The organism is Akkermansia sp. UBA7090 (assembly GCF_002493465.1).
Classification (GTDB): Bacteria; Verrucomicrobiota; Verrucomicrobiia; order Verrucomicrobiales; family Akkermansiaceae; genus Akkermansia; species Akkermansia muciniphila_A.
The window spans coordinates 69,430-96,102 of sequence record NZ_DKYW01000004.1; the positions used below are offsets into that span (position 1 = coordinate 69,430).

Annotated in this window: 22 protein-coding genes; 12 read left to right on the forward strand and 10 right to left on the reverse strand. The window is 55.5% G+C overall.

The window, feature by feature from the left end; genetic code table 11:
• Positions 1 to 122: 122 nt before the first annotated feature.
• The 5 genes from B3075_RS01120 to nrfD are packed head-to-tail and all read right to left on the reverse strand — an operon-like array spanning position 123 to position 6,229.
• The gene (locus B3075_RS01120; RefSeq protein ID WP_290488699.1) at positions 123 to 2,447 is read right to left on the reverse strand and encodes a c-type cytochrome; all 2,325 of its coding nucleotides are present in this window, start codon (positions 2,445 to 2,447) and stop codon (positions 123 to 125) included.
• On the reverse strand, positions 2,444 to 3,676 hold the full coding sequence (locus B3075_RS01125; RefSeq protein WP_290488701.1) for a hypothetical protein: 1,233 nt from the start codon (positions 3,674 to 3,676) through the stop codon (positions 2,444 to 2,446). The genes B3075_RS01120 and B3075_RS01125 overlap by 4 nt, the downstream gene beginning before the upstream one ends.
• The gene (locus tag B3075_RS01130; protein ID WP_290488702.1) at positions 3,673 to 4,335 is read right to left on the reverse strand and encodes a c-type cytochrome; all 663 of its coding nucleotides are present in this window, start codon (positions 4,333 to 4,335) and stop codon (positions 3,673 to 3,675) included. Before B3075_RS01130 ends, B3075_RS01125 begins: the two co-directional genes overlap by 4 nt.
• On the reverse strand, positions 4,332 to 4,892 hold the full coding sequence (locus tag B3075_RS01135) for a quinol:electron acceptor oxidoreductase subunit ActD (RefSeq protein WP_290488704.1): 561 nt from the start codon (positions 4,890 to 4,892) through the stop codon (positions 4,332 to 4,334). The genes B3075_RS01130 and B3075_RS01135 overlap by 4 nt, the downstream gene beginning before the upstream one ends.
• A complete protein-coding gene (gene nrfD, locus B3075_RS01140) occupies positions 4,889 to 6,229 on the reverse strand; it encodes an NrfD/PsrC family molybdoenzyme membrane anchor subunit (protein WP_290488706.1) in 1,341 nt (446 codons plus the stop codon). Before nrfD ends, B3075_RS01135 begins: the two co-directional genes overlap by 4 nt.
• 260 nt (positions 6,230 to 6,489) lie before the next feature.
• Here nrfD and B3075_RS01145 point away from each other — a divergent pair, with 260 nt between their 5' ends.
• The gene (locus B3075_RS01145; protein ID WP_290488707.1) at positions 6,490 to 7,503 is read left to right on the forward strand and encodes a chorismate-binding protein; all 1,014 of its coding nucleotides are present in this window, start codon (positions 6,490 to 6,492) and stop codon (positions 7,501 to 7,503) included.
• Positions 7,504 to 7,543: 40 nt separating this feature from the next.
• Here B3075_RS01145 and B3075_RS01150 read toward each other — a convergent pair whose 3' ends face one another.
• A complete protein-coding gene (locus B3075_RS01150; protein WP_290488709.1) occupies positions 7,544 to 9,931 on the reverse strand; it encodes a TIM-barrel domain-containing protein in 2,388 nt (795 codons plus the stop codon).
• Between the two features lie 229 nt (positions 9,932 to 10,160).
• Between B3075_RS01150 and B3075_RS01155 the strand changes: the two genes are divergently transcribed.
• Both B3075_RS01155 and B3075_RS01160 read left to right on the forward strand, forming a co-directional pair.
• A complete protein-coding gene (locus tag B3075_RS01155; protein ID WP_290488711.1) occupies positions 10,161 to 11,459 on the forward strand; it encodes a glycosyltransferase in 1,299 nt (432 codons plus the stop codon).
• A gap of 54 nt (positions 11,460 to 11,513) precedes the next feature.
• Positions 11,514 to 12,701: a glycoside hydrolase family 57 protein gene (locus B3075_RS01160; RefSeq protein WP_290488712.1), complete on the forward strand. Its 1,188-nt coding sequence runs from the start codon at positions 11,514 to 11,516 to the stop codon at positions 12,699 to 12,701.
• Positions 12,702 to 12,864: 163 nt separating this feature from the next.
• Here the strand turns inward: B3075_RS01160 and def are convergent, their stop codons facing one another.
• From def to B3075_RS01180, 4 genes are read right to left on the reverse strand one after another with little or no spacing between them, the layout of a single operon-like run.
• Entirely contained in the window at positions 12,865 to 13,413 is a 549-nt protein-coding gene (gene def, locus B3075_RS01165; protein ID WP_094137087.1) for a peptide deformylase, read from the reverse strand.
• Positions 13,414 to 13,444: 31 nt separating this feature from the next.
• Positions 13,445 to 13,873, reverse strand: a complete 429-nt coding sequence (locus B3075_RS01170) for an ExbD/TolR family protein (protein WP_290488715.1) — start codon at positions 13,871 to 13,873, stop codon at positions 13,445 to 13,447.
• A gap of 7 nt (positions 13,874 to 13,880) precedes the next feature.
• Positions 13,881 to 14,513, reverse strand: a complete 633-nt coding sequence (locus B3075_RS01175) for a MotA/TolQ/ExbB proton channel family protein (protein WP_094137089.1) — start codon at positions 14,511 to 14,513, stop codon at positions 13,881 to 13,883.
• A 38-nt stretch (positions 14,514 to 14,551) separates the two neighbouring features.
• The gene (locus B3075_RS01180) at positions 14,552 to 15,769 is read right to left on the reverse strand and encodes a hypothetical protein (RefSeq protein ID WP_290488717.1); all 1,218 of its coding nucleotides are present in this window, start codon (positions 15,767 to 15,769) and stop codon (positions 14,552 to 14,554) included.
• 191 nt (positions 15,770 to 15,960) lie between these two features.
• Between B3075_RS01180 and B3075_RS01185 the strand changes: the two genes are divergently transcribed.
• The 9 genes from B3075_RS01185 to B3075_RS01225 all read left to right on the forward strand — a co-directional run bounded on the left by B3075_RS01185 (position 15,961) and on the right by B3075_RS01225 (position 26,669).
• Positions 15,961 to 16,464 carry a single-stranded DNA-binding protein gene (locus B3075_RS01185; protein WP_290488718.1) on the forward strand — a complete coding sequence of 168 codons (504 nt, stop codon included), beginning with the start codon at positions 15,961 to 15,963 and terminating at the stop codon, positions 16,462 to 16,464.
• A gap of 230 nt (positions 16,465 to 16,694) precedes the next feature.
• Positions 16,695 to 17,951 carry a phosphoribosylamine--glycine ligase gene (gene purD, locus B3075_RS01190; protein WP_290488719.1) on the forward strand — a complete coding sequence of 419 codons (1,257 nt, stop codon included), beginning with the start codon at positions 16,695 to 16,697 and terminating at the stop codon, positions 17,949 to 17,951.
• 30 nt (positions 17,952 to 17,981) lie between these two features.
• On the forward strand, positions 17,982 to 18,581 hold the full coding sequence (locus B3075_RS01195) for a DUF1287 domain-containing protein (protein WP_290488721.1): 600 nt from the start codon (positions 17,982 to 17,984) through the stop codon (positions 18,579 to 18,581).
• Positions 18,582 to 18,769: 188 nt separating this feature from the next.
• Entirely contained in the window at positions 18,770 to 20,392 is a 1,623-nt protein-coding gene (locus tag B3075_RS01200) for a formate--tetrahydrofolate ligase (RefSeq protein ID WP_094137131.1), read from the forward strand.
• A 27-nt stretch (positions 20,393 to 20,419) separates the two neighbouring features.
• Complete coding sequence (locus tag B3075_RS01205) at positions 20,420 to 21,355, forward strand: 2-dehydropantoate 2-reductase (protein ID WP_290488723.1); 936 nt, start codon at positions 20,420 to 20,422, stop codon at positions 21,353 to 21,355.
• Positions 21,356 to 21,364: 9 nt separating this feature from the next.
• Positions 21,365 to 23,347, forward strand: coding sequence for a DUF2075 domain-containing protein (locus B3075_RS01210; protein ID WP_290488726.1), 1,983 nt, complete (start codon positions 21,365 to 21,367; stop codon positions 23,345 to 23,347).
• A 22-nt stretch (positions 23,348 to 23,369) separates the two neighbouring features.
• Positions 23,370 to 24,245: a hypothetical protein gene (locus tag B3075_RS01215; protein ID WP_290488728.1), complete on the forward strand. Its 876-nt coding sequence runs from the start codon at positions 23,370 to 23,372 to the stop codon at positions 24,243 to 24,245.
• 124 nt (positions 24,246 to 24,369) lie between these two features.
• On the forward strand, positions 24,370 to 25,107 hold the full coding sequence (locus tag B3075_RS01220; protein WP_290488730.1) for a metallophosphoesterase family protein: 738 nt from the start codon (positions 24,370 to 24,372) through the stop codon (positions 25,105 to 25,107).
• Positions 25,108 to 25,280: 173 nt separating this feature from the next.
• On the forward strand, positions 25,281 to 26,669 hold the full coding sequence (locus B3075_RS01225; protein ID WP_290491991.1) for an ABC transporter permease: 1,389 nt from the start codon (positions 25,281 to 25,283) through the stop codon (positions 26,667 to 26,669).
• The last annotated feature ends 4 nt before the right edge of the window (positions 26,670 to 26,673 follow it).

Below are 26,673 nucleotides of genomic sequence, written 5' to 3' on the forward strand. Positions count from 1 at the left end.
CAGGCTGCCTTCCGGCATATGGTTCGGAGGGCAGTCTTTTTTGTTGCAGCGGACCCCAGCCCCCCTGTCTCTCTCCTCTTCTTTCAGAACAGTCATGAAGCGGCTATCGAAAGTCCGGACCGTCACAGCTCCCGGCGAATGGCGTCCATCTGTTCCGGCGTATAGGCCGCTCCTTCCACGCCTCCGAACTGGCGGCGCAGGAATGTGAGGAGGTTGGCCAGATCCCGGGAATTCGTGATGCCGGGCGGCAGCATGGTGGAATCCCATGCCTTGCCATTCACCGTAATGGGGCCGGTCAGCCCCTGGAGGATGATCCTGACGATTTCCGCATCAGGCTTTTCTTTCAGCCATTCGGAACCAGCCAGGGGAGGATAGGTTACCCTGTCTCCCAGGCCGTCGTTGCCGTGGCAAATGGCGCATTTGGAGAGATACACGCCTTTCCCCTTTTCCATGACGGCAGCGGCGCGTGCTTTTTTCAGGCGTTCCATGTCCACGGCGGGAGGATGGGCGGCATAATCCGGGTGAATATGGGACATTCCCGGGGAAGAATGAATACGGTCGCGTTTCCGGGAAGGCTCCACCCTTCGGAGGGAAGCCAGGTAGTTCAGCAGATGCTTCCCCCGTTCCGTGGGAACCAGTTCCCGGCCCGGTTCCATCTGGACGGGGAGGGCCTCCGGGGAAGGAGCATTCCCTTCTACGGGGCGTTCCTCAAACAGTCCGGGCATGGCCGGACACACCGTCCAGGGCTTGTTGAACTGCGTTTCCCGCGGGTTGTAAAGATGCAGGGCCAGCCATTCCCGCGCCTGCGCGGCGCGGCGCGTGCCGCCGGACACGGCATCCTCATATTCCAGCCTGCCTGTGATATACTCCGCAGCATTGCTTAAATCCGGTCCAACCGCCGCCACGCCCGCCTGCGGCGCTCCTTCCCTGTTGAATTCGGCATCCATGTCTTCCGGCTCACTAACCCGGTAGGGAAAATCCGGATCCGTCCCGCGGTTAATTGCCGTCTGCCAGTCTTTTCCGGACAGGGAACGCCGGATAATCTGGGTATGGCACAGGGCACACCCCTCCGCGGCATAAATACCGGCGCCAGCCGCATCCTGAACGGGCCTCCTGACCTCCATGGAATCTGGAGGCGGAGCATGCAGGAAAATGGCAGCAGCAGCCAGCGCCACAACCGCCGCAACGGCTGAAATAAAGAAGAAGCGCGGCAAAAACGGAGGTTCCGGCTCCCGGCTTCCGTCTTCCTCTTCCACAGGCTGCCACAGGCAGAGACTGCCCGCCAGGCAAAAAGCCATGGCAACGGCGTGGACGCAGGCAGCCATGCCCACCCAGCCGCTCATCAGCTCCGCACGACGCGCCTCAGGAAAAGCCTGAACATCCAGGACGGCAAGCACGCCTACGGCATACGCCAGAAACACGCCGCAGACGCCTGCGCCCAGTAGCCGCCATGCCGCAGGGAAACGTCCGGGAGCCTTCCCCCCTGCCATCATCAACACTCCGGCCCCCGGCAGAATCCATAATTCCGGCTCATGCCACGCAGACAGGGAAAACTGCATCAGCTCCGGCGCACCTGCAACAAACACGTTCCATGCCGCCAGCAAGGCAAGCAGGGAAACCCCGGTCTTCATCCATATTCCTGTCTTCGTACCGGATTTCATCCAAAAAAGCGCCGCCGCCACAACGGCGGGAAGAACGGCGCACCAACACCAGACGGTACCGGCCTCCACCAACATCCACGGCACGGGAACCCCCTGAAGCCCCCCCAGCCCTCCGATCACCGGCGCCGCCGCCAGCACCAGGGCCATCCAGACGGACAGAATTCCAACTGTCCCCCCTTGCCCCATATCCAGCCGGAGCGCCGCCGCTCCCAGGGCAGCAAACATCAGCCCGCAGGACAGGCTCCCCCCCAGGGCGGAAACATCCAGCAGGCCATTCATGGATAATCCCTGCGTATATCCCAGCACCAGAAGGGCCGCAGCCACGCACCCGGCGGAAGAACTGAACAACAGCCGTACAGGCCACGGAAACGGCCGGAACCATGCGAGACACGCCGCCCCTGCGGAAAGGAAAGCGAAAACCGGACAGACCCACCAGTCAAAAGGCATCAGGAGCACGCCGCTCCCATTCCCCGCGGCAATGGTCGCCACCCCCAGCGCGACGCAGGCATGCCAGAGCCATTCTGCGGGTTTCCTCCACCGGCCCCCGCTTCCCGCCGCAACAGAAAACAGGACGGGGAGGGCCCAGCCGTACACCAGCATGCCGTAGAATGCGAACATGAGACGGCCGGCCGGCCACGGCAAAGGCCCTTCCTCCACCAGACCGGAGGCGTACGCCAGCGACCACAGGAAACCCAGCATGAAAGCACCTGCCAGCCAGAACAAGGGGAAAAACTCTCCCGGACGGCGGAGAAACAGAAAAAAAACGGCGGGGGTACGGTTCATCATGGTTTGGGAAATACCCTGCGGACGCTCAAGGCCCCCAGGAAGGAAAAACAGCAGATCAGGCCCATTCCCACCAGGAGCAGGACGAACGGAAGCCATGCCTTCCACGCGGCAGGGTTCAGCCCAAGGCCTGGGCCGAACATCCAGCACGCTTCCAGCAGGGAGCCCAACAGCACTCCGGCGCATACGGCGCCCAAAGCGGACGGACGGCGTCTCAACACGGGAAACAGCAATATGAGGAAAGGAAGCAAAAGCTGAAGAACGAGAGCCGCGGCCAACATCCCGGACCAGCCGGAAGAAGCGGCGTCTTCATAAAAGGACATTTCAGCCGGAATGGAGGCGTACCAGGTAATCATGTACTGCGAATATACAATATAGGCTTTCACCAGAACCATGGCCGTCAGCATGCCTCCCAGGCGGGGCCAGGGCAGCTCCTTCCCTCCGTCCAGCCGCTTCAGGAGCACGGCGGACAACACAGCGAACGCCAGGGACGCCAGCAGAACATATGCAATCATGTATACGGGGAACATGGAAAGAACGCTCTTCCCCGTTCCTCCCAGCATGTCCACCCCCAGCAGACCCAGCATCATCACCGTCACGATCATGCAAAAGGCAGCAGAGCCCCGGCGGAAGGAAGGCTGCCAGACATTTTTTTCCGCAACCAGCGTTTCCCATACCTGGGCCAAGCTCCAGGAAAGCGCCGCAACGCCCCCCACGCGCACGTACAGCCATGCCGGGTTCCACCATGAGAAGTCAGCCAAATCAAGAACGCCAAAGGCCTGGACACCGGGAGAGGAAACATCCGCTACCCCCCAGTAGCGTGCTGTTTCCGGAAAAATCACGGTAGTCAGGCAGCCGACCGTTCCGGCCAATACCAGAACACCGGGTAAAAACCCCCAACAACCCGCCGCCAGCACCCTTCTCAGAGCGATCCCCCAGCCGGAACCCGTCAGTGAAGACAGGCAGAGCCAGAACAGGCACCCCAGGCAGAGGCCGGAGCCGAAGACGCCTGCGGCCATTCCGGCAGCGGCGAACGGCCTTCTCAATTCCTGCAGCCTTTCCCCGGCAACCGTCATGTCGTCCCAGGGCATGGCCGTAAAAGACTGGCGCATCAGCACGCACCACAATAGAACGGAAAGTATCCACAGGGAGAGGGCTGCGGAACGCCCGGCCCAGCCGAATGCCGGACGGTCCCGGCGTTCCCTGCCTGTTGAAGATGTATTGCTGTTCATGGATGCTGTTCCTTCTGTTTAACGGCCGGTTCTTCCGGCAGCGCTTGCAAATGGCGGACAAACGCCGCCAGACACCAGATTTCCCGCGCCGTGAGAATGTTTCCGAAAGCGGGCATGTTCCCCTGCCCCGACCGAATGCTCCTGAACATTTTTCCTGGGGAATAGGAAGCGTACTTTTCATCCCGGAAGGAGCCTATTTGCGGATAGGTGTCATAAGCGGCCATGCTGCCGCGTCCGTCTCCGTCCTTTCCATGACAAACGGCGCAGTGCGCCAGATAAAGCGCACGCCCCTCCGCCTGCACGTCGCGGTTGCGGGAGATGCCGCCCAGTTCCAGAGGCATGGAATCCTCCTCTCCGCCCAGCATGCGGCCGGAGGAAAAATAGGAACCTTCCGCAGCAAAGGAATCCCGGTCGCCTTCCCGTTTCCAAGCCGTTCCGACGATGCCCAGGGACTGCGCCACGGAATGGGGGGGCGTCAGACGGGTTTTCCGGCCTGCGGGGGCAGAAGGCATCCCCACCTGCTGGGCATCCGCCAGAGGGCGTTCATTCATATTGTCAAACAGACGGGGAGCAGCATTTCTCCCATCGTCGTCTCCCGCCAGAAACCAGAACGCTCCCAGCAGAACCAGGGCGGCTGCCGCCATAATGCCGCCTCTCATGGCCGGCCTCCTTTCCCATGAACATGCTCGCGGGCATCCGGATTCAGGGCCTCAACCAGGGCGGCGGAACGCTCTTCGCATCCACCTTCCAGCAGAATGAAGTACCCGTTTCCGTGCTCATCCGTCCTGAAAAAATCACACTCGAACGCCCAGTCATGCCACTTCGGAAGAAGAGCCCCCCTCAGGAATCCGGCGGCGGTCAGCAATCCGGCCCCCAGCAAAGTACCCTCAAACAGGGGCGGAACGTATGCGGGCCAGTTGTCCCAGCCCTGCACCCTGCCCTGGGTCACAAGGGGATCCGCGCAGAACTGCGTCCAGTAAAGCCACAGGGCCACGGCCAGAAACCCGCAGACGCCGCCCGCAGCGGCCCACAGCCGGATGCCTGCGCCCACGGCCCTCCCGGCGTGTCTGTTGGCAAGCCGGACGGCGGCGCAAGGATAAGGGGCGCAAACTTCCCAGCGCAAATTTTCCTCCTTCACCAGCATGCGGACGGCCTGAAGAAGCGCCTTCTCCGAACCGAAGGAAAGCACCCAGCCGGAAATGACGGCCTTCTTCATGCCCCGCCCTCCTTGTTCAGGGATTGCTGTTCCCGCACGTCGCACAGGGAAAAGAACGGAGCCATACGCACCAGCGCCATATACAGGGCCATAAACAGACCCACGCTCCCGGCCATCATAGCCAAATCCGTCACGCTTGGGAAATAATCTCCGATGTTGGCGGCAAGCAGAGAGGCCTTCAGGGAATTCACGACAATCCAGAAACGTTCCATCCACATGCCCGCAAGCACTCCCAGAGCCACGGAGGCAATCACCCGGCGGTTGGTTCGCAGAGGGCGGAACCAGAACAACTGGGGCAGCGCCACGTTCCCGGCAACCATGACGATGATGAACACGGCATTCACGGGATTTCTGCCTGGAAACGGCTCCTGAGCGCCTCCATTCAGAATGGCGGCCAGATGCTCCCATAAATACATGGCCCCCATCACCAGGCTCAGGGCCAGCACCAACCGGGAACTTAAATCCAGAATGGCCGGAGTAACGGCCTGGCGAACGCCGCTGCCGGCCATCAGACGGCTCACCCCCAGCAGAATCAGCTGAACCATCGCCATGCCGCTAAGGATGGCCCCTCCTACGAAATAGGGCGGGAAAATGCTCTGGTGCCACCCCGACACCTGAGTTACGGAAAAATCGAAACTCACCACGGAATGAACGGATACCACGAGCGGAGTCAGAATAACCGCAAAAAGAAGGCTGGCCTTTTCATAGGCGCGCCACTGGCGCCCCGTACCCTGCCAGCCCAGCGCCAACCACCCGTAACGGCGCCTCAGACGCCCCTTGCAGCAGTCCCTCAGCAGCGCGAAATCCGGAACCAGGCCGATATACCAGTACAACAGGGAAAGAAGAAAATAGGTGCTGACGGCCATGACATCCCACATCAAAGGAGAGGCCATATCCGGCCAAATTCCGCTTACTTCCGGCAGGGGGGAAGCCATCCACGCCATCCAGACACGCCCTACGTGCACTACAGGGAAGACGGCAGCGCAGATGACCGCGCACAGGGTCATCTGTTCCGCTCCGCGCGCAATCGGGCTTCTCCATGACTGGCGCGTCAGCAGCAGGACGGCGGAAATCAGGGTGCCCGCATGCCCCAGGCCTATCCAGAAAACAAAATGCACAATGTCCAGCCCCCATACCACGTTATTATTCACCCCCAGCACGCCTGCCCCCTCTGCTGCAATGCGCCAGGAACTCCACCCGATGCCCCACGCCGCCAGCAATGCGCTGGCGAGAAACACGCCCCACCAGACAGGCCCCGGCGGCTTCCGCACCTCTGCCAGCATGGCCTCTACCGGAATATCGGCGGAGGGAACTGCTGGTGCTGGTCTGTTCATCATCTGCATAGGGACGCAAGCTCGTTAAAGCTTACTTGAGCGCTTTTTCCCGTCAATTCAAAAGGGGAACGCACGTGACATGGCGCACGGCTTCAGGAAACAGAGGCGGAATTCCCTTCGGGCAGGGAAAGATAAGCCACCCTCCTGCTCCTTCAGCGGCGGGGAAAAGGCCCATGGGAACCGTTACCCCCGCTTCATCCGCACTTTCACAAACATTCAAATAGCTGGAATTCCCGACCATGGCATTTTAACATGAATGGCGCATGGACATAAAAACGCTGACTTCCGGAGCCCTGATCAAGCACCCTTCCCGCGGCCTTCTGCTCGGAACCGGGCCTTTCCGGGAATCGGCGGAACCACCGGATTCCGGTCCCGCTTTTTATGTTGATACATTCCGTCTGGACGATCCGCGGCCATGGAAAATACCGTCAGCCCTTCTTTCTCTTTCACCGGAGGAAAGCCTCCTGCCGCCCGCTCCGGAAATCCGGTGGTCGGAACCGTCTCCGGACGCGTACGCGCAGGTTTTTGCGGAAATAATGGAACAAATCGCCACCGGGCAATTGGTGAAAAGCGTTCCGGCGATGCCTCAGTTCGGGGAAATGCAGCCGCCACACACCCCCCGGGAACTCATACCGCGGGCCATTAACAGCTCTCCGTCCCACTATCCCTACGCCTGGTGGACGGAACGGGAAGGATTCTGCGGAACCACTCCGGAAACACTGTTCCGCCAGCAGGGCCGCCTCCTGGAGACAATGGCCCTGGCAGGGACGGCCCGTCCGGAAGATGTGGGGGTTTTCATCAACGACGACAAGGAAATCCGCGAGCATGAAATCGTGGCGGGCAGCATTCTTTCCCGCCTGTCCCCCTACGGCAGCGTCACCAGAACGGCCCGCAGCGTGCTGAACCTCGGCACCCTGATCCACTTCGTCACCTACCTCACGCTGGAATCGGACGAACAGCACACTCCGGCTCACTGGATACGGCTGCTCCACCCCACCCCCGCCCTGGGATCCCAGCCCCGCACGGAGAAAACGCTCGCCCAGCTGGACGACTGGCGTTCTCGCCTGCGCTGTCCGCTTCGTTTCGGCGCTCCGTTCGGGTTTCTGGATGACGGAGACTTCTTCTGCCTGGTAGGCATCCGTTCCCTGTACTGGCAGGGGCAAAAGCTCTCCCTCTGCGCCGGGGGTGGCGTCGTGGCATCCTCCACCCTGACGCATGAATGGCGGGAGCTGAAACTGAAGAGGGATACGGTCAGGCGCAGTTTCCGCCTTCCATGACAAATCCGCCGGGCGCCTCCCGCCCTTAACGGCAAAAACATCATTCCGTCGTCCAGCAAACGGAAAGCGCATCAAATTTATCCTTCACCGGTATCCTCCATACCCGGCCTTCCCTCGTTACGCTGCGGCAAGGAACGCCGTCCATGCATGCGCTGACGGAAATACCCGCAGGCAAGCCGTGCAAAACCACTTCTGCGGACTCATGGAATGCACAGGGATCTCCCTCGCAGTTCCAGTCCAGCTCCAGGGAATTGGAGCCGCCGCGGTAAAGGAACTCATGCACGGCGCATTCCCCGTTCCGGTATGCATACCCGTCCCCTGCATCCTCATACAAATGGGAGGCCACCTCCCCTTCCGGCGCCCACCATACATCCAGCGTCAGCGGCGGGCGAGGCAGTTCCCCTGCATATTGCTGCACCGGCCAATGGGGGATCACCGCCCCTCCGCGGACATACACGGGCAGGAAAGAAAGGGGGCACTTCACCCAGACATCCTTTCCGGTGTCCTCCATCAGGCTGTCCGTGTGATAGGAATACCAGACGCCCTCCGGAATGTAGAGGAACCGGCCGCCTTCCTGCGGCTCATGAATGGGAACGACGTACAGATGGTCGCCGAAGAAGTACTCCGCCCCTCGCCAGTAGGTGTCCTTGTTGGTAAAACATTGCAGGGCCAGGGAGCGCAGCACGGGCATGCCCGTCTCCGCGTACCGGCGGAACTGCGTATAGATATAGGGAAGCAGGCGGTAGCGGCCCTCTATGGCGGCTTTCACGCAAGAGGTGACTTCCTGTCCAAACATCCATGGTTCCTGACCGCCGAACTCCCCGGAGGAATGATTGCGGAAAAAACCGTGGAAAGAAGCCATCTGCATCCAGCGGCAAAATAATTCCGGCGTGGGATGCCCCATGAATCCCCCCGCATCCGCTCCCGCGAAGGAAATGCCGGAAGCCGCAAGCCGCTGGCACTGGAAATTGGCCAGCTTCAAATGTTCCCAGTTGGACCGGTTGTCCCCTGTCCATGTGGCGGCAAAACGCTGCAGCCCGGCAAAACCGGACCGGGACAGCAGGAAAGGGCGCCGGTCCGGAGCATGGCGCTTCATGCCCAGCCAGGAGGCTTCCGCCATGCACTGCCCGTAAATGTTATGGGCCTTCTCATGGGAACAGGGCATGCCGTCATATTCATGCCGCGTATCCATCGGGAAAGTGCGGTCCGGAAAAACGACAGGTTCGTTCATATCGTTCCAGAGGCCTCGCACGCCAATTTTCCCAATATCCCGGCTGAACAGGCCCGCCCACCAGCCGCGTACGGCCGGAGCCGTAAAATCCGGGAAATTGCAAAGCCCCGGCCATACTTCCTCCGACAATAAATTGCCTTCCGACCGGCGGCAGAAATAATTGCGTTCCATCCCCTCTTTCCAGACCGGATTGGCGGGGTTGACCTTCACGCCGGGATTGACAATCAGGACCGTCTTCACACCGTCCTTCTCCAGGGCGCGGACCATTCCTTCCGCGTCGGGAAAATTCTGCCTGTCCCACGTAAACCCCTCCTTCCGTTCCATGTAATGATGGTCCAGATGCACGGCATCGCACGGAATGCCCAGGCTCCGGAAGCGTTCCACCAGGTTGTACACGGCCTTGTCCGGATAATAGCTCCACTTGGACTGGTGGTACCCCAGCGCCCACAAAGGCGGCAATTCAGGCGTACCGGTAAGGCGCGTATAAGCGGAGATGATGTCCAGCGGGCTGCGGTCGTAAATGAAATAATAATTCATCAGGCCTCCGGAGGCCCCGAAAGAAAGAACCTTTTCATCCGCAGAGCCGAAGTCGAAGAACGAACGGCACGTGTTGTCAAACAGCAGGCCGTACGCCTTCCTCTCCCGCAAACTGAGGAAAAAGGGAATACTTTTGTAAAGGGGATCCGATTCCTCATGAAAATCATAATGGTCCGCTCCCCACATGGAGAAATACTTGCCTCTCAGGTTCAAGGCGCACGGCTTGTCTCCAAGCCCGAAAAAATGCTCCGTTTCCTGAAGATTTTTCCGTATCCATACCCGGGCGTCTCCGGTCCAGTCCTTGCTCTCCCGGCCAAAGCCGCCCTCATCCGTCAGCAGGGGCTCATCCGTGGCAATATCGTAAAAATCCACCTTTTGCTCTTCCGGGCGGATGCGGATGCGAAGCAGGGACGTTTCAACGACATGCGCTCCGGACTCGTCATACTCACGGATTTCCGCTCCCGGGGCGGAATAACCCGGGCTGACGGCATAACTTGGCTCATCTTCCGGCACTGCCCCGGGGAAGTACGTTACGCGAACAATTCCGGCATCAGCAAGACACACGCTGAGAGTTATTTTGGAAACCGCATTCGTGTACTCCCATTTGACGAAACGCCCCCGGAGAGGAGGTTTTTTTCGTCGTTCAGGGATGTTGGACACGGTGCACATCGAAGCCGGGCGGAAGAGAGAATCAAAAGCGTTCAGTCCAGACTAAATTAATTTCATGACGAACGCAAGATTGAACTAATGCAGCGCTTTTCTTTTCATTATTAGAGTAAAATTATTCATAATAATCTAGACCGAACATGAAAAATCTGGTTTTATTGCGTTGGTGCACAACACGGCACGAGTCCGTACCCTTCCCGACACCGACAAACCACATCAACCGATGAGCACAATTCGAGTTCTTACATTAGGATGGGAATTCCCGCCCCTGGTTAACGGAGGGCTGGGCATTGCCTGCCTGGGTCTTTCCAAGGCGCTGGCAAAAAAAGTGGATTTAAGGGTAATCGTTCCCAAGGCCGATCCTTCCGTTCTTTTTGACGGATTCCAGCTCACCGGTCTCAATAACGTCTCCTACCGGGAAGTGGAACAAGTGGACCGGAAATATTCCTATGACAGCTTCGCCTTGGTGGAGCACGCCCCCATTGAACTGGATCCCTATACTACCGTGGAAGGAAGCTCTGGAGTAGTGAAATTCACCAAGGAAGGCCGCATCACCTTCTCCAAAACTCATGAAGCCGACCTCCAGCTGTTCAGAAACAAGGAAGACCTCTACGCCGGAGATCTGGCCCTGAAAGTCATTCAATTCTCAAAAATAGCGGTAAAAGTCGCCCTCCAGCAGGATTTTGACATTATCCACGCCCACGACTGGCTGACCTACCTGGCTGGCGTGGAAGTGAAAAAAGCCACGGGCAAGCCCCTGGTGGTGCATCTGCACGCTTCCCAGTTTGACCGGGCCGGAGCGGATGCCCGCGGCTGGATTTACGACATTGAAAAATTCGGCATGGAACAGGCGGATGCCGTTATCCCGGTCAGCAAATACACGGGGACCATTGCCAGCGGGCACTATGCCATTGACCCACATAAGATATTTCCCATTCACAACGGAGCGGATCCGGTCAAAGTTTTCAAAGGCAAGAAGAAATTCCCGGAAAAACTCGTGCTGTTCCTGGGGCGCCTGACGGCGCAGAAAGGCCCGGGATTCTTCCTTCAGATTGCCGCCAAGGTTCTGGAACAAACGGACGACGTACGCTTCGTTATGGCCGGCACGGGAGAAAAACTCCGCCAGTTGATTGAATCCGGAGCTTTCAAGGGCGTGGGCGACAAATTCCACTTCACCGGTTTCCTGAACAAGGACAAAGTCAATGAACTCCTCTCCATCACGGACATCTACTGCATGCCTTCCGTATCGGAGCCATTCGGCCTTTCTGCGCTGGAAGCGGCCCAATTCAACATCCCCGCCGTGATTTCCAAGCAGTCCGGCGTAGCGGAAGTCATGAAGGGAGCCCTGAAAGCGGACTTCTGGGACGTCAACAAGATGGCGGAGCATATCGTCCATCTCTGTACGGATGAGGAACTGTACCGGAAAGTAGTGGAACAGAGCACGGAGGACATCAAAGCCTCCACCTGGGACGCCGCCGCGGACAAGGTCATCCGGGTCTATGAACATGTGCTGAACCGCTAAAAACGCCTTTTTACCCTATTTAATAACTCTCAGCCCTCTCCCCCCCCTCCGTCCATGAGCAACATTTCCCTCACTTTCGTGGCTCATCAGCCCAACCGGCTGATTCATTATGACTTCTTCAAAATTGGAGAACACGCCTTTTATGAAGATGATGATCTGAATGCCCGCGTGCTCAGCACGGTGGCGGAACGCTGTTACTTCCCGGCAACCCGGCTGATGAAACAGCTTATTGAACTAACCGGGGGTAAATTCCGTTTTGGGCTGGCGCTCAGCGGAGTCATTTTGGAACAGGCCCTGTACCACAGGCCGGATCTGATTGCCGCTTTCAAGGATCTGGCGGAAACCGGCTGTGTGGACTTTCTGGCAATGCCTTACTACAACTCCCTGGCCTCCGTTTACTCTCCTCAGGAATTTGCCGAACAGATTGAAGAACACCGGGAACTCGTCAAAAAACTCTTTCATCAGGAATCGGACGTCCTGATGAATACCGGCATGCTGTACTCCAATGCCATTGCGGCGCAGGCGGAAACGCTCGGCTTCAAAGGCATCATGGCGGACGGCAACCCGGCCATGCTCAAGGGATTCACCAGCAATGAAGTCTTCCTGGCCCCCTGGGTGTATAACACCACCACCATCTTCCGCAACCGGGAACTCTCCAATGACCTGGCAATCATGCGGACTGATCCGGAATGGTCGGAATACCCTCTTTCCCCCACTACGTTCGCGGATTGGTTGACGCACCAGCAGGGAAGCGTCACTACCCTGTCCATGGATTATGAAACGCTGGGTGAACGCCAGTCTGACGCTACAGGCGTCTTCGAATTCTGGCGGACGATGATTCTTGCCTGCGTAGACGCCGGCAACCGGTTCATGACTCCGTCCGAAGTGGCGCGGGAAATCAAACCCGTTTCCGTCTGTGAATGCACCCAGGAAATGACCTGCTCCACTTTTGGAACCATGTCCCATTGGAACGGAAACGTCATGCAGGATGAAGCCCTCCGCAAAATCTACCGTCTGGAAAAACCGGTCAAGGCGGCCCATGACAAGGATCTCACCCACGTTTGGCGCAAACTTCAAAGTGCGGACCACTTCCACTACATGCAGAAGGAAAACTCCTTCACGCCGTATGCATCCGCCTTTGACGCATATATCTACTACATGAACGCCTTGGCGGATCTGCAAATACGCGTCAAAAGGGAATCCGGGAAAACGGTTCAGCCAAATCAGGGAAAAGCGTCCTGACCTCTTTTCCCCGAATACTGAAAATCCGGGTGGATTGCAGCCTGTTTGCCGGAAACATCATAGGATGATTCCCGGTTGCAGAAATTGTGTGGTCCCGGAATGCGGTCTTCCCTGGCCGCCTCTTTTGGATGCCATAAAGGCCTGAGGAGGTTCACGGGAAAGTTTAATATCCCAACGCCAGACGCTTCAATTTGTTGCGCAGGGTAATCTTCTGTGCGGAAGAAACGCGCTCCACAAAAAGGATGCCGTTCAAATGGTCGCATTCATGCTGCAGGCATCTGGCCAGAAGGCCGTTGCAGTCAATCGTTATTTCTCTTCCGTCAATCAGAAGCACCGTAGCCTTGACAAAGTCCGGCCTCACGACGGAAGCGCGTATCTTCATCACGCTCAGGCAGCCTTCATGAAAAGGATGCATGGGGCCGTAAGGTTCCAGAACGGGATTGGTAAACATCAAGGGCATAATGTCGGAAAGTTCCTTGTCCTCTCCGTTCACTTTAAGCCAGGTGACGGACTCTTCCTCCTTCGGGATATCAATCACCACCAGTTGCATGGGAATGCTCACCTGGGGAGCTGCCAGGCCGATGCCCTCTGCGGCGTACATGGTTTCCAGCATGTTCTCCGCCAGCGTTTTCAGGCTGTCGTCAAAATGTTCTACGGGGCGGCATTTTTCCTTCAATACCGGATTTCCATACTGCGCTATTTCCAATAACATCGGGAGGGGGGATAATATATTGTTAAGGCGCTTACCGTGCGCCGGACTTGTTGATTTCTATTCTGGCAGGAACCTCCCCTGCGTCAATACCCACAGACGTCAGCGCATCCCAAATGCCGACAATGACGCCGAACTCTGCTTTTTTATCCACGTCAAGTTGCAATTTGACGCCCGGATTTTCCTTTTTCAAGGCCTCCAGGACAACAGCCAGTTCATTCATCTCCACCAGCCTTCCATCCAGGGAAATGGCGGATGTCCCCGTCACGGCCAGAACGGCCCTCTGTTCAGAAGAAGGCTCCCCTTCCATGAATTCCGCACCGGGTACATCTATTTGAAGCAGGGACTGCGGCTTCTTCCACTGCGTATGGACAATGAAAAAAATCAGCAGAATGGTCAATATGTCAATCATAGGGACGATGGGTACCCCCATGCTCCTTGCTTTCTTGCGGTAAAACTGCATGGCCTTGTCAGCGTTGGGAATGATGGCAGCGGAAGGAAACCAGTCCCGTCAGCAAAACTTCCATGGAGGCGGAAATGCGCTCCAACTTGCGGGAATAATAAACATGGGCAATCACGGCCGGAGTGGCGATGGCGAGCCCGGCAATCGTTGTATTCAGCGCCTGGGCAATCCCCTGAGCGATCATGCCGTGACTATCATCCATTCCGAAAACGCTGAAAATCTGCACCAGGCCGCTGGCGGTTCCCAGGATGCCGAACATGGGGGCGATCATCACAATCATGTCCAGCAGGGGCAGGCCCGCCTGAAGCGTTACGAATTCCTTGCGGGCTTTCACCTGGATCATCTCCTTCAGGGAGGCTTCATCCTCCAGCGGGGAATTCAACGCATCCAGCACCAGGCGGCCCTCCACGGAATCCGAGTCCGCGGCAATTCTCTCCAATTCATTGCGCTCCACGGCGCCGCGGGTGTACTGCTCCACGGCCCTGGTCAGCGCGGCAGGGCAAATAAAACTCTTCTTCATATTGAACATGCGGTAAATAACGGCCGCAATAAGAAGAACGGAACAGGCCGCCAGCGGGTACATGAAAACGCCGCCTGCCTGGAAGAATGTAATGCAGTCCTTAATCAAGTTCATCATCATATATCTGTGAATGGTATTTGTTGTAGAATGGTAGGTTGTTAAAAATTGAAATCGAAATACATTTCCAAAGAATCCCCCACAACCATATTCCTGACCTCCGGAGGCATCGCAGGAAGCCTGGCGAGTTTGATGGCAAGAAAGGTAAAGGACTTCTGCACCTCGCTGGCTCCCACGCGGGAAGTCTGCCTCATGGAGGAAACCTTGCCATTCTTGTTAATCAGGATGCGGATGCGCACGGTTCCGGTAACAATCAGGTCGCGGTTCAAATCGCACTGACGGTACCACTGTTCCCCGATGGCCCGGTAAATGATCGCCTGGTACGTTCCCATAGGCGTAGCTTCCACATCCAATGTCGGACGGCGGCCAAAGCTGAATTTGCCGGTCTGCCTGGTCTTCCTCTCATGAGTCTTGAAGCCGGGCTGGCTTTCCGCATTAAACATGGGATCATACAGGGGCTGTTTCTGAACCGGTTTCGTATTGGGCACCAAACCCAGATCAGGAAGATTCAGGGGAGGATTGTCCGCTCCTTTCGCGATGCTCCTGGCCAGTTCCTCAAGCGGGTCCGGCTTCTCCGAATCTCCGGGTCTGGGCAACACTACCGCATGGGGAAGCTGCATGGCCCTCTCCTGTGTATGACGGACGTTTTGCTGGGCCGTTTTTTCCTCTTCCGATTTGCCTGGAATACCCTTTTTGACGGTAGAACGGGCCAGGGAATCGGGATGACCGGAAGACGGCATGGACGGTTCCAGAGGCTGGTAAGGAACATTGGAGGAAGCTCCGGGGGAGGCATTTTTGTTGCCGTCCCGTTCATGGCTTAAATCCCCATCCTGCCTTTCCTGGTTAAAAAGGACAATCTCTCCGTTTTCCCGTTCCACGCCATCCTGGGCGGGCATGTCCCTGTCGCCGTCCGGATCCTTCCGGCCTCCTTCCGCCCGCGTGTTTCTGTCGCTTTGGAATTTGGGAGCTTCCGGCCTGGTGGCGCTTTCCTGCTCCTCATTGGTCTTCACGACGGCAGGCAGATATTCCGCGGGCTCTTGTTTCCGGCCCTCCTGTTGAGGTTCCACTTTCTTTACCATGCGCGCGCTTACAGCCACTTTCCTCCGCTCCGCTTCAGCCGGACGTGGGGAAGCCAGCCATTCTTCAGGAACCAGACAGCTCCCCGCCAGCAAAAACAGGTGCGCCAGCACAGACAGCAACAGGCATGTGCTCCAGGAAACCCGGAACAGTCCGTTTCGCCGCCGTTGCCTGAAACTCATGGAGGTAAAGTTTTCACGGTTCCATGACGAATGCAATGTAGAAAGGAGACATGATGAAGGACGATTCCGTAATTTAGTATTGCACAAAACCATGTGCAGGATCATACTTGCTAGCGACCAAACACATGCCTTGCCATAAACGGCAAGGCCCTTATCTTATATACCATACACCTCGTTAACACCCATCTTATATGGCCAATCTCAACAAAGTCTTCTTAATGGGCAACCTTACCGCTGATCCCGAACTGCGCTACACTCCCAAAGGAACCGCCGTTACGGACATTCGCCTTGCCATCAACCGTTACTACGCAGGCGACAACAGCGAACGCCAGGAAGAAACCACTTTCGTGGACGTTACCCTTTGGAACCGCCAGGCGGAAGTCGCCGGCAACTATCTCAGCAAGGGCCGCGGAGTCTTTGTGGAAGGACGCCTGCAACTGGATTCCTGGGAAGACAAGGCCTCCGGGCAGAAACGCACCAAGCTGCGCGTGATTGGAGAAAACATCCAGCTCTTCCCACGCGGCGGTGAAGGCGGCGATATGGGCGGAGCACCGCGCCAGCAGTACCAGAATGCTCCCCGTTCCAATAACTACGGACAATCCCGCCCGGCCCAGAACTACAACCCGCCCCCCATGCCCTCCTCCAATCAGCCGTCCAACGACTTTGGAGACATGGACGACGAAATCCCGTTCTAAACGCAAATACCTCCTTTTCTTTTTACAGGCCGCCTTTCCTCCGGGTCAGGCGGTCTTTTTATCATTACCTTCCCCATGAACAAACGGCAACGCCGTGCTGTGAAGGGAAAAAGAGATACAGCCCCATTCCCGGCAATGGAGAAAAAGCACGGGAACAACGGACAAAAGGAAAAGCCTCACCGTTCATTTCAGCTTGGCAAAACCAGTCCGTCCCGGCATACTGGCGGCGTATGAAAATAGCCGTTATTGGAAAAGGTGGACGTGAACATGCACTGGTCAAGGCGCTCAAGGAATCTCCCTCCGCACCGGAAATGTTCTGTTTCCCGGGGAGTGACGCCATCAACCGTCTGGCTACCCCCATCCCGGCCAAGGATCTCCCCTCGCTGATCGACTGGATGGTTTCCAATAAAATGGATCTCTGCGTTGCCGGAGAGGAAAGCTATCTGGTCAAGGATGAAGGCTTGGCCAATGCCTGCACCCGTGCGGGCATCCCCTGCTGGGGACCGGTAAAAGAAAGCGCCCAGCTGGAAGCCAGCAAAGAATTTGCCAAGGACTTTCTGCTCCGCCACAACATCCCTACCGGGCAGGCCCGCGTAGCGGCCACATTGGAGGAAGCCCGGCAATTCATCGGAAACACCTATCCCACCGTGCTGAAATTTGATGGCCTGGCCGCCGGAAAGGGCGTAGCCGTCTGCATGAGCAAGGAAGAAGCCGACTCTTTCCTGAAAGAAGTATTTACGGACAGGCGCTTTGGTGAAGGGCGGCTGCTGGTGGAAGAATTTCTTACCGGGCCGGAAGTCTCCATCTTCGGCGCTCTGGTGGACGACCATTACCTTATTCTCTGCCCGGCACGGGACTACAAGCGCCTCAAGGAAGGCGATGCAGGCCCCAACACAGGCGGCATGGGAGCGGTGGCCTCCCGCCGGCTGGTGGAGCCGGAAATGCTGGAACGCATTGAAAAGGAAATCGTGGCCCCGACGGTAGCCGGGCTGAAAAAAGACGGACTGCCCTACCGGGGGTTCCTGTACTTCGGCCTGATGCTGACCCCAAACGGCCCCAAAGTCATTGAATACAACTGCCGCTTCGGCGATCCGGAATGCCAGGCTGTCATGCCCCTGCTCTCCGGAGACTTGGCCTCCTTCTGCCTGCATGGGGCCAAGGGAGAATTTACACCGGAAGAAATTTCCTTCCAAAACGGCTGGAGCGTCTGTTGCGTGCTGGCCTCCAAAGGATATCCGGAGACCTCCCATTCCGGCGACGCTATTCAGGGACTGGACGATATTTCAAATGCTTCCGTTTACCACGCCGGCACCAAATGGAATGCGGACAAAAACTGTTATGAAACCAACGGAGGCCGCGTCCTGGCCGTCGTGGCACAGGGGGACACTCTCTCCGAAGCGCGCCAGCGCGCCCACAACGAAATTAAAAAGATTCAATTTGACGGCATGCAGCGCCGGCCGGACATCGGCTTTGCCAGCTTCGTCTGATTTTCCATCTCTTTCCTCCCCGTCTGCCCCATGAAACCGGCAGCCCTTCTCTCCTTCCTGTTTCTTTCCTGCTCCGCATGCCTGATGGCGGACAACGCCGCGTTGGCCGCCAAGGCGCGTGAACAGGTAGGAGTGACGGTTTCCTACAATGGAGACTATCAATCCATCCCCTACCCCAACGGGGATGTTCCCCTCGAAACGGGAGTATGCACGGACGTAGTCATCCGCGCCATGAGGGCTTTCGGCCTGGACCTTCAAAAAGCCGTGCATGAGGACATGAAGGCCCACTTTTCCAAATACCCTAAAATATGGGGGTTGAAAACGACGGACCGCAGCATTGACCACCGCCGGGTCCCTAATCTTCGTACCTTCTTTGCCAGAAAAGGCTGGGCCGTTCCCATTACGGAAAACGCGGCGCACTACAAGCCCGGTGACCTGGTTACATGGAACCTGTCCGATAGTATTCCCCACATTGGCATCGTTTCCGACCGGAAAACGAAGGAAGGAACGCCGCTGATCATTCATAATGTCGGCTCCGGAACGCAGGAAGAAGACTTTCTGTTCTCCCACACCATCACGGGCCATTACCGTCCCGTGCTGGCTGAAGGGAAACAGAAAGCGCACCCCTGATTCTTACCCCGTCTTAGCACAACCTGCCATCACGGGCATTTCAGGATATTTTCCCGGAGTTGCGCGGGTCATCCAAGGAAAGCCGCGGAACAGGCAGAAGACGGTTCTTGCCGCCTCATTGATTCATCCGGCCCGGAATGCCCATGAACCTTCTTGCCAAAAGAGGGGGCTTCCGTCATCATGTGCGCATGGCTACACCTGCATTCTCCGACTGTATCAACAAGCTGGGCGTCGATGAAAAAGACGTCATCCCCTTCGGCCGCAACAAGGCCAAAATTTCTCTGGACGTATTGGACAGGCCGGCAGCCCCCGGCAAACTCATCCTGGTATCCGCCATCACTCCCACTCCCTCCGGAGAAGGCAAAACAACCGTTTCCATCGGCTTGGCGCAGGGATTGCAGGCCATCGGCAAAAAAGTCTGCCTGGCGCTCCGGCAACCTTCCATGGGGCCGGTGTTCGGCCGCAAGGGCGGAGCTACCGGAGGCGGCAAAAGCTCCCTGACGCCGGCAGAGGAAATCAACATGCATTTCACAGGGGACTTCCACGCCATCACATCCGCCCACAACCTCATCAGCGCCATCATTGACAACGCCATGTTCTTCCACACGCTGAACATTGACGAACGCAAAGTCATATGGAAGCGGGTCATGGACATGAACGACCGTTCCCTGCGTTCCATCATCGTGGGGCTCAACAAACAGGGGTTCCCCCGGGAAACAGGCTTCGATATCACCCCGGCTTCGGAAATCATGGCGTGCCTGTGCCTTGCCACTTCCTACAAGGATATGGAGGAACGCATCAACCGCATCGTGATCGGATTCACCACGGATGACAAACCCGTGTTCGCAAGGGAACTGGGCATTACCGGTTCCGTCATGGCCCTGCTGAAAGACGCCCTGATGCCCAATCTGGTTCAATCCGTGGAAGGAGTGCCCTGTTTCCTGCACGGCGGCCCGTTTGCCAACATTGCCCACGGCTGCAACTCCGTGCTGGCCACCAGGATGGCCCTGCATTTTGGGGACTATGCCGTCACGGAAGCCGGATTCGCGTTTGACCTGGGTGCAGAGAAATTCCTGGATATCAAATGCCGCCAGTCCGGACTGGATCCGGCGGCCATTGTCATCGTAGCTACGGCGCGCGCGCTGAAGATGCACGGGGGCACTGCCCTGGCGGATCTGAAAAACACGGACGTGGACGCGTTGAAAAAAGGCCTTGCCAACCTGGATGCGCATCTGGACGCTGCCGCCCACTACAAACGCCCCGTCGTGGTTGCCGTCAACAAATTCTTTGACGACTCCCGGGAAGAACTGGACGCCATCGTGAAACACTGTGCGGAACGCGGTATTCCCTGCGCCATTGCGGACATCTTCTCCCAGGGAGGAGAAGGAGGAAAAGACCTGGCCCAAATGGTAGTGGAAGCTGCGGACAAACACTCCGCTCCCTTCAAGCCTCTCTATGAATCCGCCCTGCCGGTGGAAGAAAAACTCAACATCATTGCCCGCAACATTTACGGGGCGGACGGTGTGGAATTGACGGCCGCCGCCAAAAAGAAACTGGCCCAGTTTGAAGCCAGCCGCCTGACGGACCTTCCCGTCTGCATGGCAAAAACCCAGAACTCGCTTTCCGACAACGGACGCCTACGAGGACGCCCCACCGGCTTCACCATCACCGTGCGCGACTTTGAAATCGCCAACGGAGCCGGCTTCCTGGTGGCCCTCTGCGGGGAAATCATGCGCATGCCCGCCCTTCCCGTCTCACCGAACGCCATGCACATCTATCTGGACGACAAGGGCAACGTCCAGGGGCTCTGAAAAATATCGCCAAACGCGCTGCACGCCATGAAAATCGCCATTCTGGGAGCCGGAGCCCTGGGCTGCTATTACGGAGCCAGGCTCCAGGAATCTGGCCAGGACGTATCCTTCATCGTACGTTCGGAATACGGCTATCTGAAAGAACACGGCCTTCAGGTGAAAAGCCTGCATGGGGACATCTCTCTGCCTCACATCAACGTTTACCGGGATACGGAGGAAGTCGGTCCGGTAGATCTCGTTGTAGTTGCATGGAAAAGCACGGCAAACGCCGGATTTTCCAGAGCCCTTCCCCCGTTGATGGGACCGGATACGACTGTTGTTACACTTCAGAACGGCATGGGGAATGCGGAGGAAATTGCCCGCATCATCCCGGCGGACCGTATCTATGTGGGCCTGTGCTTCATCTGCGCCATGCGGGAAAAACCGGGCCATGTCAACCATCTGGAAGGGGGCAACATCCAGTTTGCCCCCTTCATCCCCACTCCGGAAGGGACTGAAAAAGCCAGGGAACTCTCCGAGCTGTTTGCCAATGCCGGCATCAAAACGCGCGCCTTTGACGCCGCAGAGCAAATCCAGTGGTACAAACTCGTCTGGAACATCCCGTTTAACGGACTTTGCCTTGCTCTAGGAGGCATCAGCATTGCGGAACTTTACCAAAACCCGGAAAACGTCATGCGGGCGCGCCGCATCATGGAGGAAGTGGTGCAGGCAGCCAAAGCCCGCGGCTATGCCCTGCCGGAAGATTTGGTTGAATTCCACCTTTCCCGTACGGAAACCATGGGGGCTTTCATTCCGTCCAGCGCCGTGGACTACAACGAAGGCCGCCCCGTCGAATACACGGCTATCTGGGGAGACCCTCTCTCCAAGGCCCGGCAAGCCGGAGCCTCCGTGCCGGAATGGGAACTTCTGGACAAGGCCATCCGCAAGCGCCTGAACATGAATAATCATTCTGATTCTATTTAATAAACCAAGATGATACAAAGGTCTTATTATTCCAATGACCTACAATCTTTTTGCACCCAAACTCTAGAAGAAATTTTAGGGCAAATTGCTCTCCATACCCCATTTCCTTTAGATCAAAATTCACGTAATTCTTTTGTTCACGAAATTAGATTACTCCAACGCGTTCTTAAAAGTGTTCCCGATGGATCCATAGCCCTTGAATACACTATTCCTCGCATCGGAGAGCGAATAGATGTCGTCATCGCTTGTGCTGGTATTCTCTATATCCTTGAATTTAAAGTAGGAGAATCATCTTATCCAAGACATGCTACTGATCAGGTTGTAGATTATGCACTAGCATTAAAAAATTTCCATCAAGAAAGTTTTCAAAAGAAAATTGTTCCTCTGGTAGTTTGCACTCATGCTCCTTCTAAAGATTATCAACTTTTAATGAATCCAGATGGAGTTTATCTCCCTATCCTCTGCAATGATAATACCTTAGGTCCTATTTTAACAAAACTCACTAGCACTCTGCGTGATGACGAATTCCATTTTGGACAATGGTTAACTTCACCATACATGCCCGCTCCAACGATTATTGAAGCAGCTCAAGCGCTCTATCGTGGACATGGCGTCAAAGAAATTTCACGTAGTAGTGCCGGAGCTTACAATCTTAGTCTCACAACAAAGGTACTAAACCGTATTATTGAACAAAGTAAACAGCATCATCAAAAATCCATTTGTTTTGTTACTGGCGTACCTGGTGCCGGAAAAACGTTGGTAGGCCTTAATATTGCAAATGAACGGCATCAATACGATAAACAAGAACATGCAGTCTTTCTTTCCGGTAATGGTCCTTTGGTTGCTGTCCTGCGAGAAGCTCTAGTACGAGATGAAATTAAACGCTGTAAAGGAGAAATAACAAAAACAACATCTAAAAGAAAAGTTGCTGCCTTTATTCAAAATATCCATCATTTTCGTGATACTTATCTACCTCCTTCCGAACAAATTCCTGCGGAAAAAGTAACTATTTTTGACGAAGCACAACGTGCTTGGACAAAAGAGCAAACAGCTAAATTTATGTTAAAACGACATGTTCCCTCCTGGAACATGTCTGAACCTGAATTTCTCATTAGTGTAATGGATCGTCATCAAGATTGGGCTGTAATCATTTGTCTAATTGGAGGTGGCCAAGAAATACATACTGGAGAAGCTGGCCTTTTAGCTTGGTTTGATGCACTAAGAAACCATTTCCCCCATTGGAATGTTTATGTGTCCCCTCAAATCTCTGATGTAGAATATACGCGAGGAAAGTCACTTGAATCTCTCTTTACAGGATTACATCTTTATCAGGAAAAAAGCCTTCATCTTTCTGTCTCACTTCGTTCTTTCCGGAATGAAAAAGTTTCAGCGTTTGTAAAATCTCTATTGGACGAAAACTTACCAGTAGCTCAACAACTCTATCCAGCGCTCTCAATTAATTATCCTATTGTAATTACGCGTAGCCTAGAAAAAGCCAAACAATGGGTACAAAATAAATCCCGAGGTACAGAACGTTATGGGCTCATTTCTAGTTCAGGTGCCAAACGTCTACGCCAATTTGGTATTTGGGTACAGAACAGTATTCATGCAGAAAATTGGTTTTTAAACGATAAAGAAGATGTACGCTCTTCCTTCTTCCTAGAAGAAACGGCAACTGAATTTGATATTCAAGGTCTTGAAATTGATTGGGCAATCGTTGCATGGGATGCAGACTATCGTATAGAAAAAGGACATTTTAAAGCCTATAATTTTAAAGGTTCTAGTTGGAAAAAAGTTCATAAAAAAGATGCACAAATCTATCTTAAAAATACTTACCGTGTTTTATTAACACGAGCACGCCAAGGGTTTGTTATTTTCATTCCAAAAGGATGTGACGAAGATTTGACTCGTCAGTCCTCCTTTTATGATGGTATTTATTCTTATTTAAAAGAAATAGGTATCAAGGAGCTATGCCTTTCTGAAGAACAATAGCTTTCTCAAATTTTGTAAAACTATGCTGAAGACCATCGTCATTTTCATCATTGCCCTGCTGGGCTTCGGCATGATCCGCCTGCCTTTGCAGAATCATATTCTGGAACAGGAAAAGGCGGCGGGGCTGCTGGATAATCCGGCAGAGTTTTCCTCTTCCGATTATCTGGAACAACAACTCGCCATGGTCTCCCTGGGAGGGCTCCGCTCCCTGGTGGCGGCCGTGCTGAGCATGGAAGCTTTCGACTGTTTCCTGATTTCCGACTGGGCCAACCTGGAACGCCGCTACAACCAGGTTACTGCTCTCGCTCCTCACTCCGATTTCTACTGGGACAACGGATCGTGGCATTTGGGCAATAACGCTTCCTCCAGTTATCTGGACAATAAACGTCTTTCTCCCATGGAACGCCGGGAAGGCTTCCGCAAATACATTCAAAAGGGGCGCCGCTTCCTGGAAAAAGGCATCAACGCCAATCCTGACAGCTGGTACCTTCAATCCCTGCTGGGCAACATGTACAGCGATACCTACCGGCAGCCGGACTTTGAAAAGGCGGCGGAAGCCTACCGCAAGGCACGGGATTTGGGAGCGCCTCCCCTTACGGCCCGCAAAGAATTTTATGCGCTCGTCCGTGTTCCTTCCAAATCCAAAGAAGCTCTGGAACTGGGCCGGGAGTTATTCAAGGATCCCCGCAACAGGACCCCCAGCCTGGTGAGTAATATTTTTGTTCTGGAAAACAGGCTGAACATACCGGAAAAGGAGCGCATTCCCTTCCGGGAACTGTTTCCTACGGATGAGATCGCCCGTGACCTGATGACCAGCCATCTGGCCAATTCCCTGAAGTATCCGGTAGACGGGCTGAGAGAAGCCCTGGAATCCTTGCCTCCGGCAAAAGGCGAGTAAAGTAAACAGACGCAAATAAGGGTACATGGGAGGGACGGGACCCTGTGCCACAACCATGATTTCCTGTGAGCAAACGCGCTTGGCAAAACCTGCCCAAAGTGCTATGCTCTTTGCTTGCAATACCATGAGTAGAATAGCCCTGATTAGTGACATCCATGCCAATCTGCCCGCTCTGGAAGCAGTAATGAAAGATATAGAACAGCTTCAGTGCAACGCCGTTTACTGCCTGGGAGATGTTGTGGGCTATAACGCTAATCCGTCCGAATGCCTTGAATTCATCCGCAGCCTCCAGATTCCCACCGTGCGCGGCAATCATGATGAGGAAGCCATTAGAGAAAACAATCCGACGGGAATGAACCCTGTGGCGTATAATGCCCTGATGTGGACGCGGCAGCAACTTTCCGAAGAACAGAAAAAGTGGCTTCGCCGCGCTCCTTTCCAGCGCATTCTCCCTAATGAAATCGTTCTGGTGCACGCCACACAGGACAAACCAAACTCCTGGGCTTATGTCACGAATGTAGATACGGCCACCCACAGCGTCAATATGCTGCGTGACAATCAATTCCTGTGCTTTAACGGACACACGCACGTTCCCCGCACATTTATCCGCCATGAAGGAAGCATCCATGAATATGAATCCGGGGATATTCAGCTTCTTAAAACTAACAAATATCTGATTAATGTGGGTTCCGTGGGCCAGCCCAGAGACGGCGATCCCCGCGCCGCCTACGGCGTTTTTGACGAAGACAGCATGGTGTACTACCAGCGCCGCGTGGAATACGATGTAGAGGAGGCCCAAAGACGCATTCTGGCTGCCGGCCTTCCGGACATGCTGGCGCGCCGGCTGGGAGAAGGAATGTAATATTCCCCGCCTCTCGAAAGGCCATTCAGGAAGATGAATGGGAATTTGCCGTATTTTATTGTTTCCCTTTCATCTTAAGAAGAACAGGGCCATGCTTCATGTTAGCAAAGGCTCACAAATTTGTATTGCTACTTGCCTCACCTTCCACAAACCGGTAGAGTTCAGCGCGACGAATGAAGACCTATATCATCAGACGACTCCTTCTCATGCCCTTGACGCTTCTGGGGGTTACGTTTCTCGTCTTTTGCATAACCCGTTTTGTTCCGGGAGGTCCCATTGAGCAGATGATGCAGCAGCAAAGCATGAGCGCCCTGTCCGGACAGAAAGCCGGCTCCCAGCGCGGCGACAATAACCTGAGTGAAGCGGATATGGAGCGGCTGGAAGAACAGTACAGCCTGCAGGAGCCTATCATCACGGCTTATCTGCAATGGCTGGGCGTCCTGCCCAAAAAGATTTTCATTTCCCGTGAGGAATTCGGAGAAATCGGCGGAGCGGGAGAGGAAGACAAGGAGGATGAATATTCCGGTATTTCCGATACGCATACACGGATCAACCTGAATGAAACAGGAGAACAAGTCGTCGTCGTTCGCCAGGACAAGGATTCCGGCAGCGTGAAAGATGCTTTCTTTTCCGGCACGCCGTCCCGGAAAGCCTCTTCAGAAGGCTGGACCGTGGATATAGAATCCCCCATGGACCGCGCCGAACGCTGGGCGCGCCGCATGAGGCAGACGGATAATACGGAGGCCGTCCGCGACAAGGCCCGGGGCTATGCGTGGCGGGCCGTTATGTACAAGACCAGTTTTGACGGGCTGCTCCAGGGCACTATGGGCAATTCGTTTAAGTACAATGAACCCGTATGGGACATGATCAAGGAACGCATTCCCGTTTCCCTGTACTTCGGCATCCTGAGCGCCATTATTACCTACTCCGTCTGCATTCCCCTTGGGGTAGTAAAGGCCATCCGCCATAAAAGCCTGGTGGACAACATCTCTTCCGTCCTGATTTTCCTGGGATACTCCGTGCCTGGATTTGCTTTGGGCGCCGTACTGGTGGTGTATCTGGGCGCTCGGCTGGAATGGTTTCCGCTCTGCGGGCTGACGTCTCCGGACTTTGCGGACATGGGGTTCTGGCAACAGGCCGGAGACCTGCTGCACCATACGGTGCTTCCACTGATTTGCTATGTAGTCAGCTCCTTTGCCATCACCACCATGATGATGAAAAACAACCTGATGGATAACCTTTCCGCGGACTACATCAGGACGGCCATGGCCAAGGGCGTGAGTTTCAGAGGGGCCGTCATCAAGCATGCCTTCCGCAACTCCTTTATACCCATTGCTTCCACTCTGGGCAGCCTCATCAGTCTGATTGTGGCCGGCTCCATGCTGGTGGAAAAGGTTTTCGATATCCAGGGATTCGGGATGCTGAGTTACCAGGCTCTGATGGACAAGGATTACGCCCTGATCATGGGTACGCTGCTGCTTACCTCCTTCCTGATGGTGCTGGGCAACCTTCTCTCCGATATCATCGTGGCCGCGGTAGACCCGCGCATCAAATTTGAATAATACA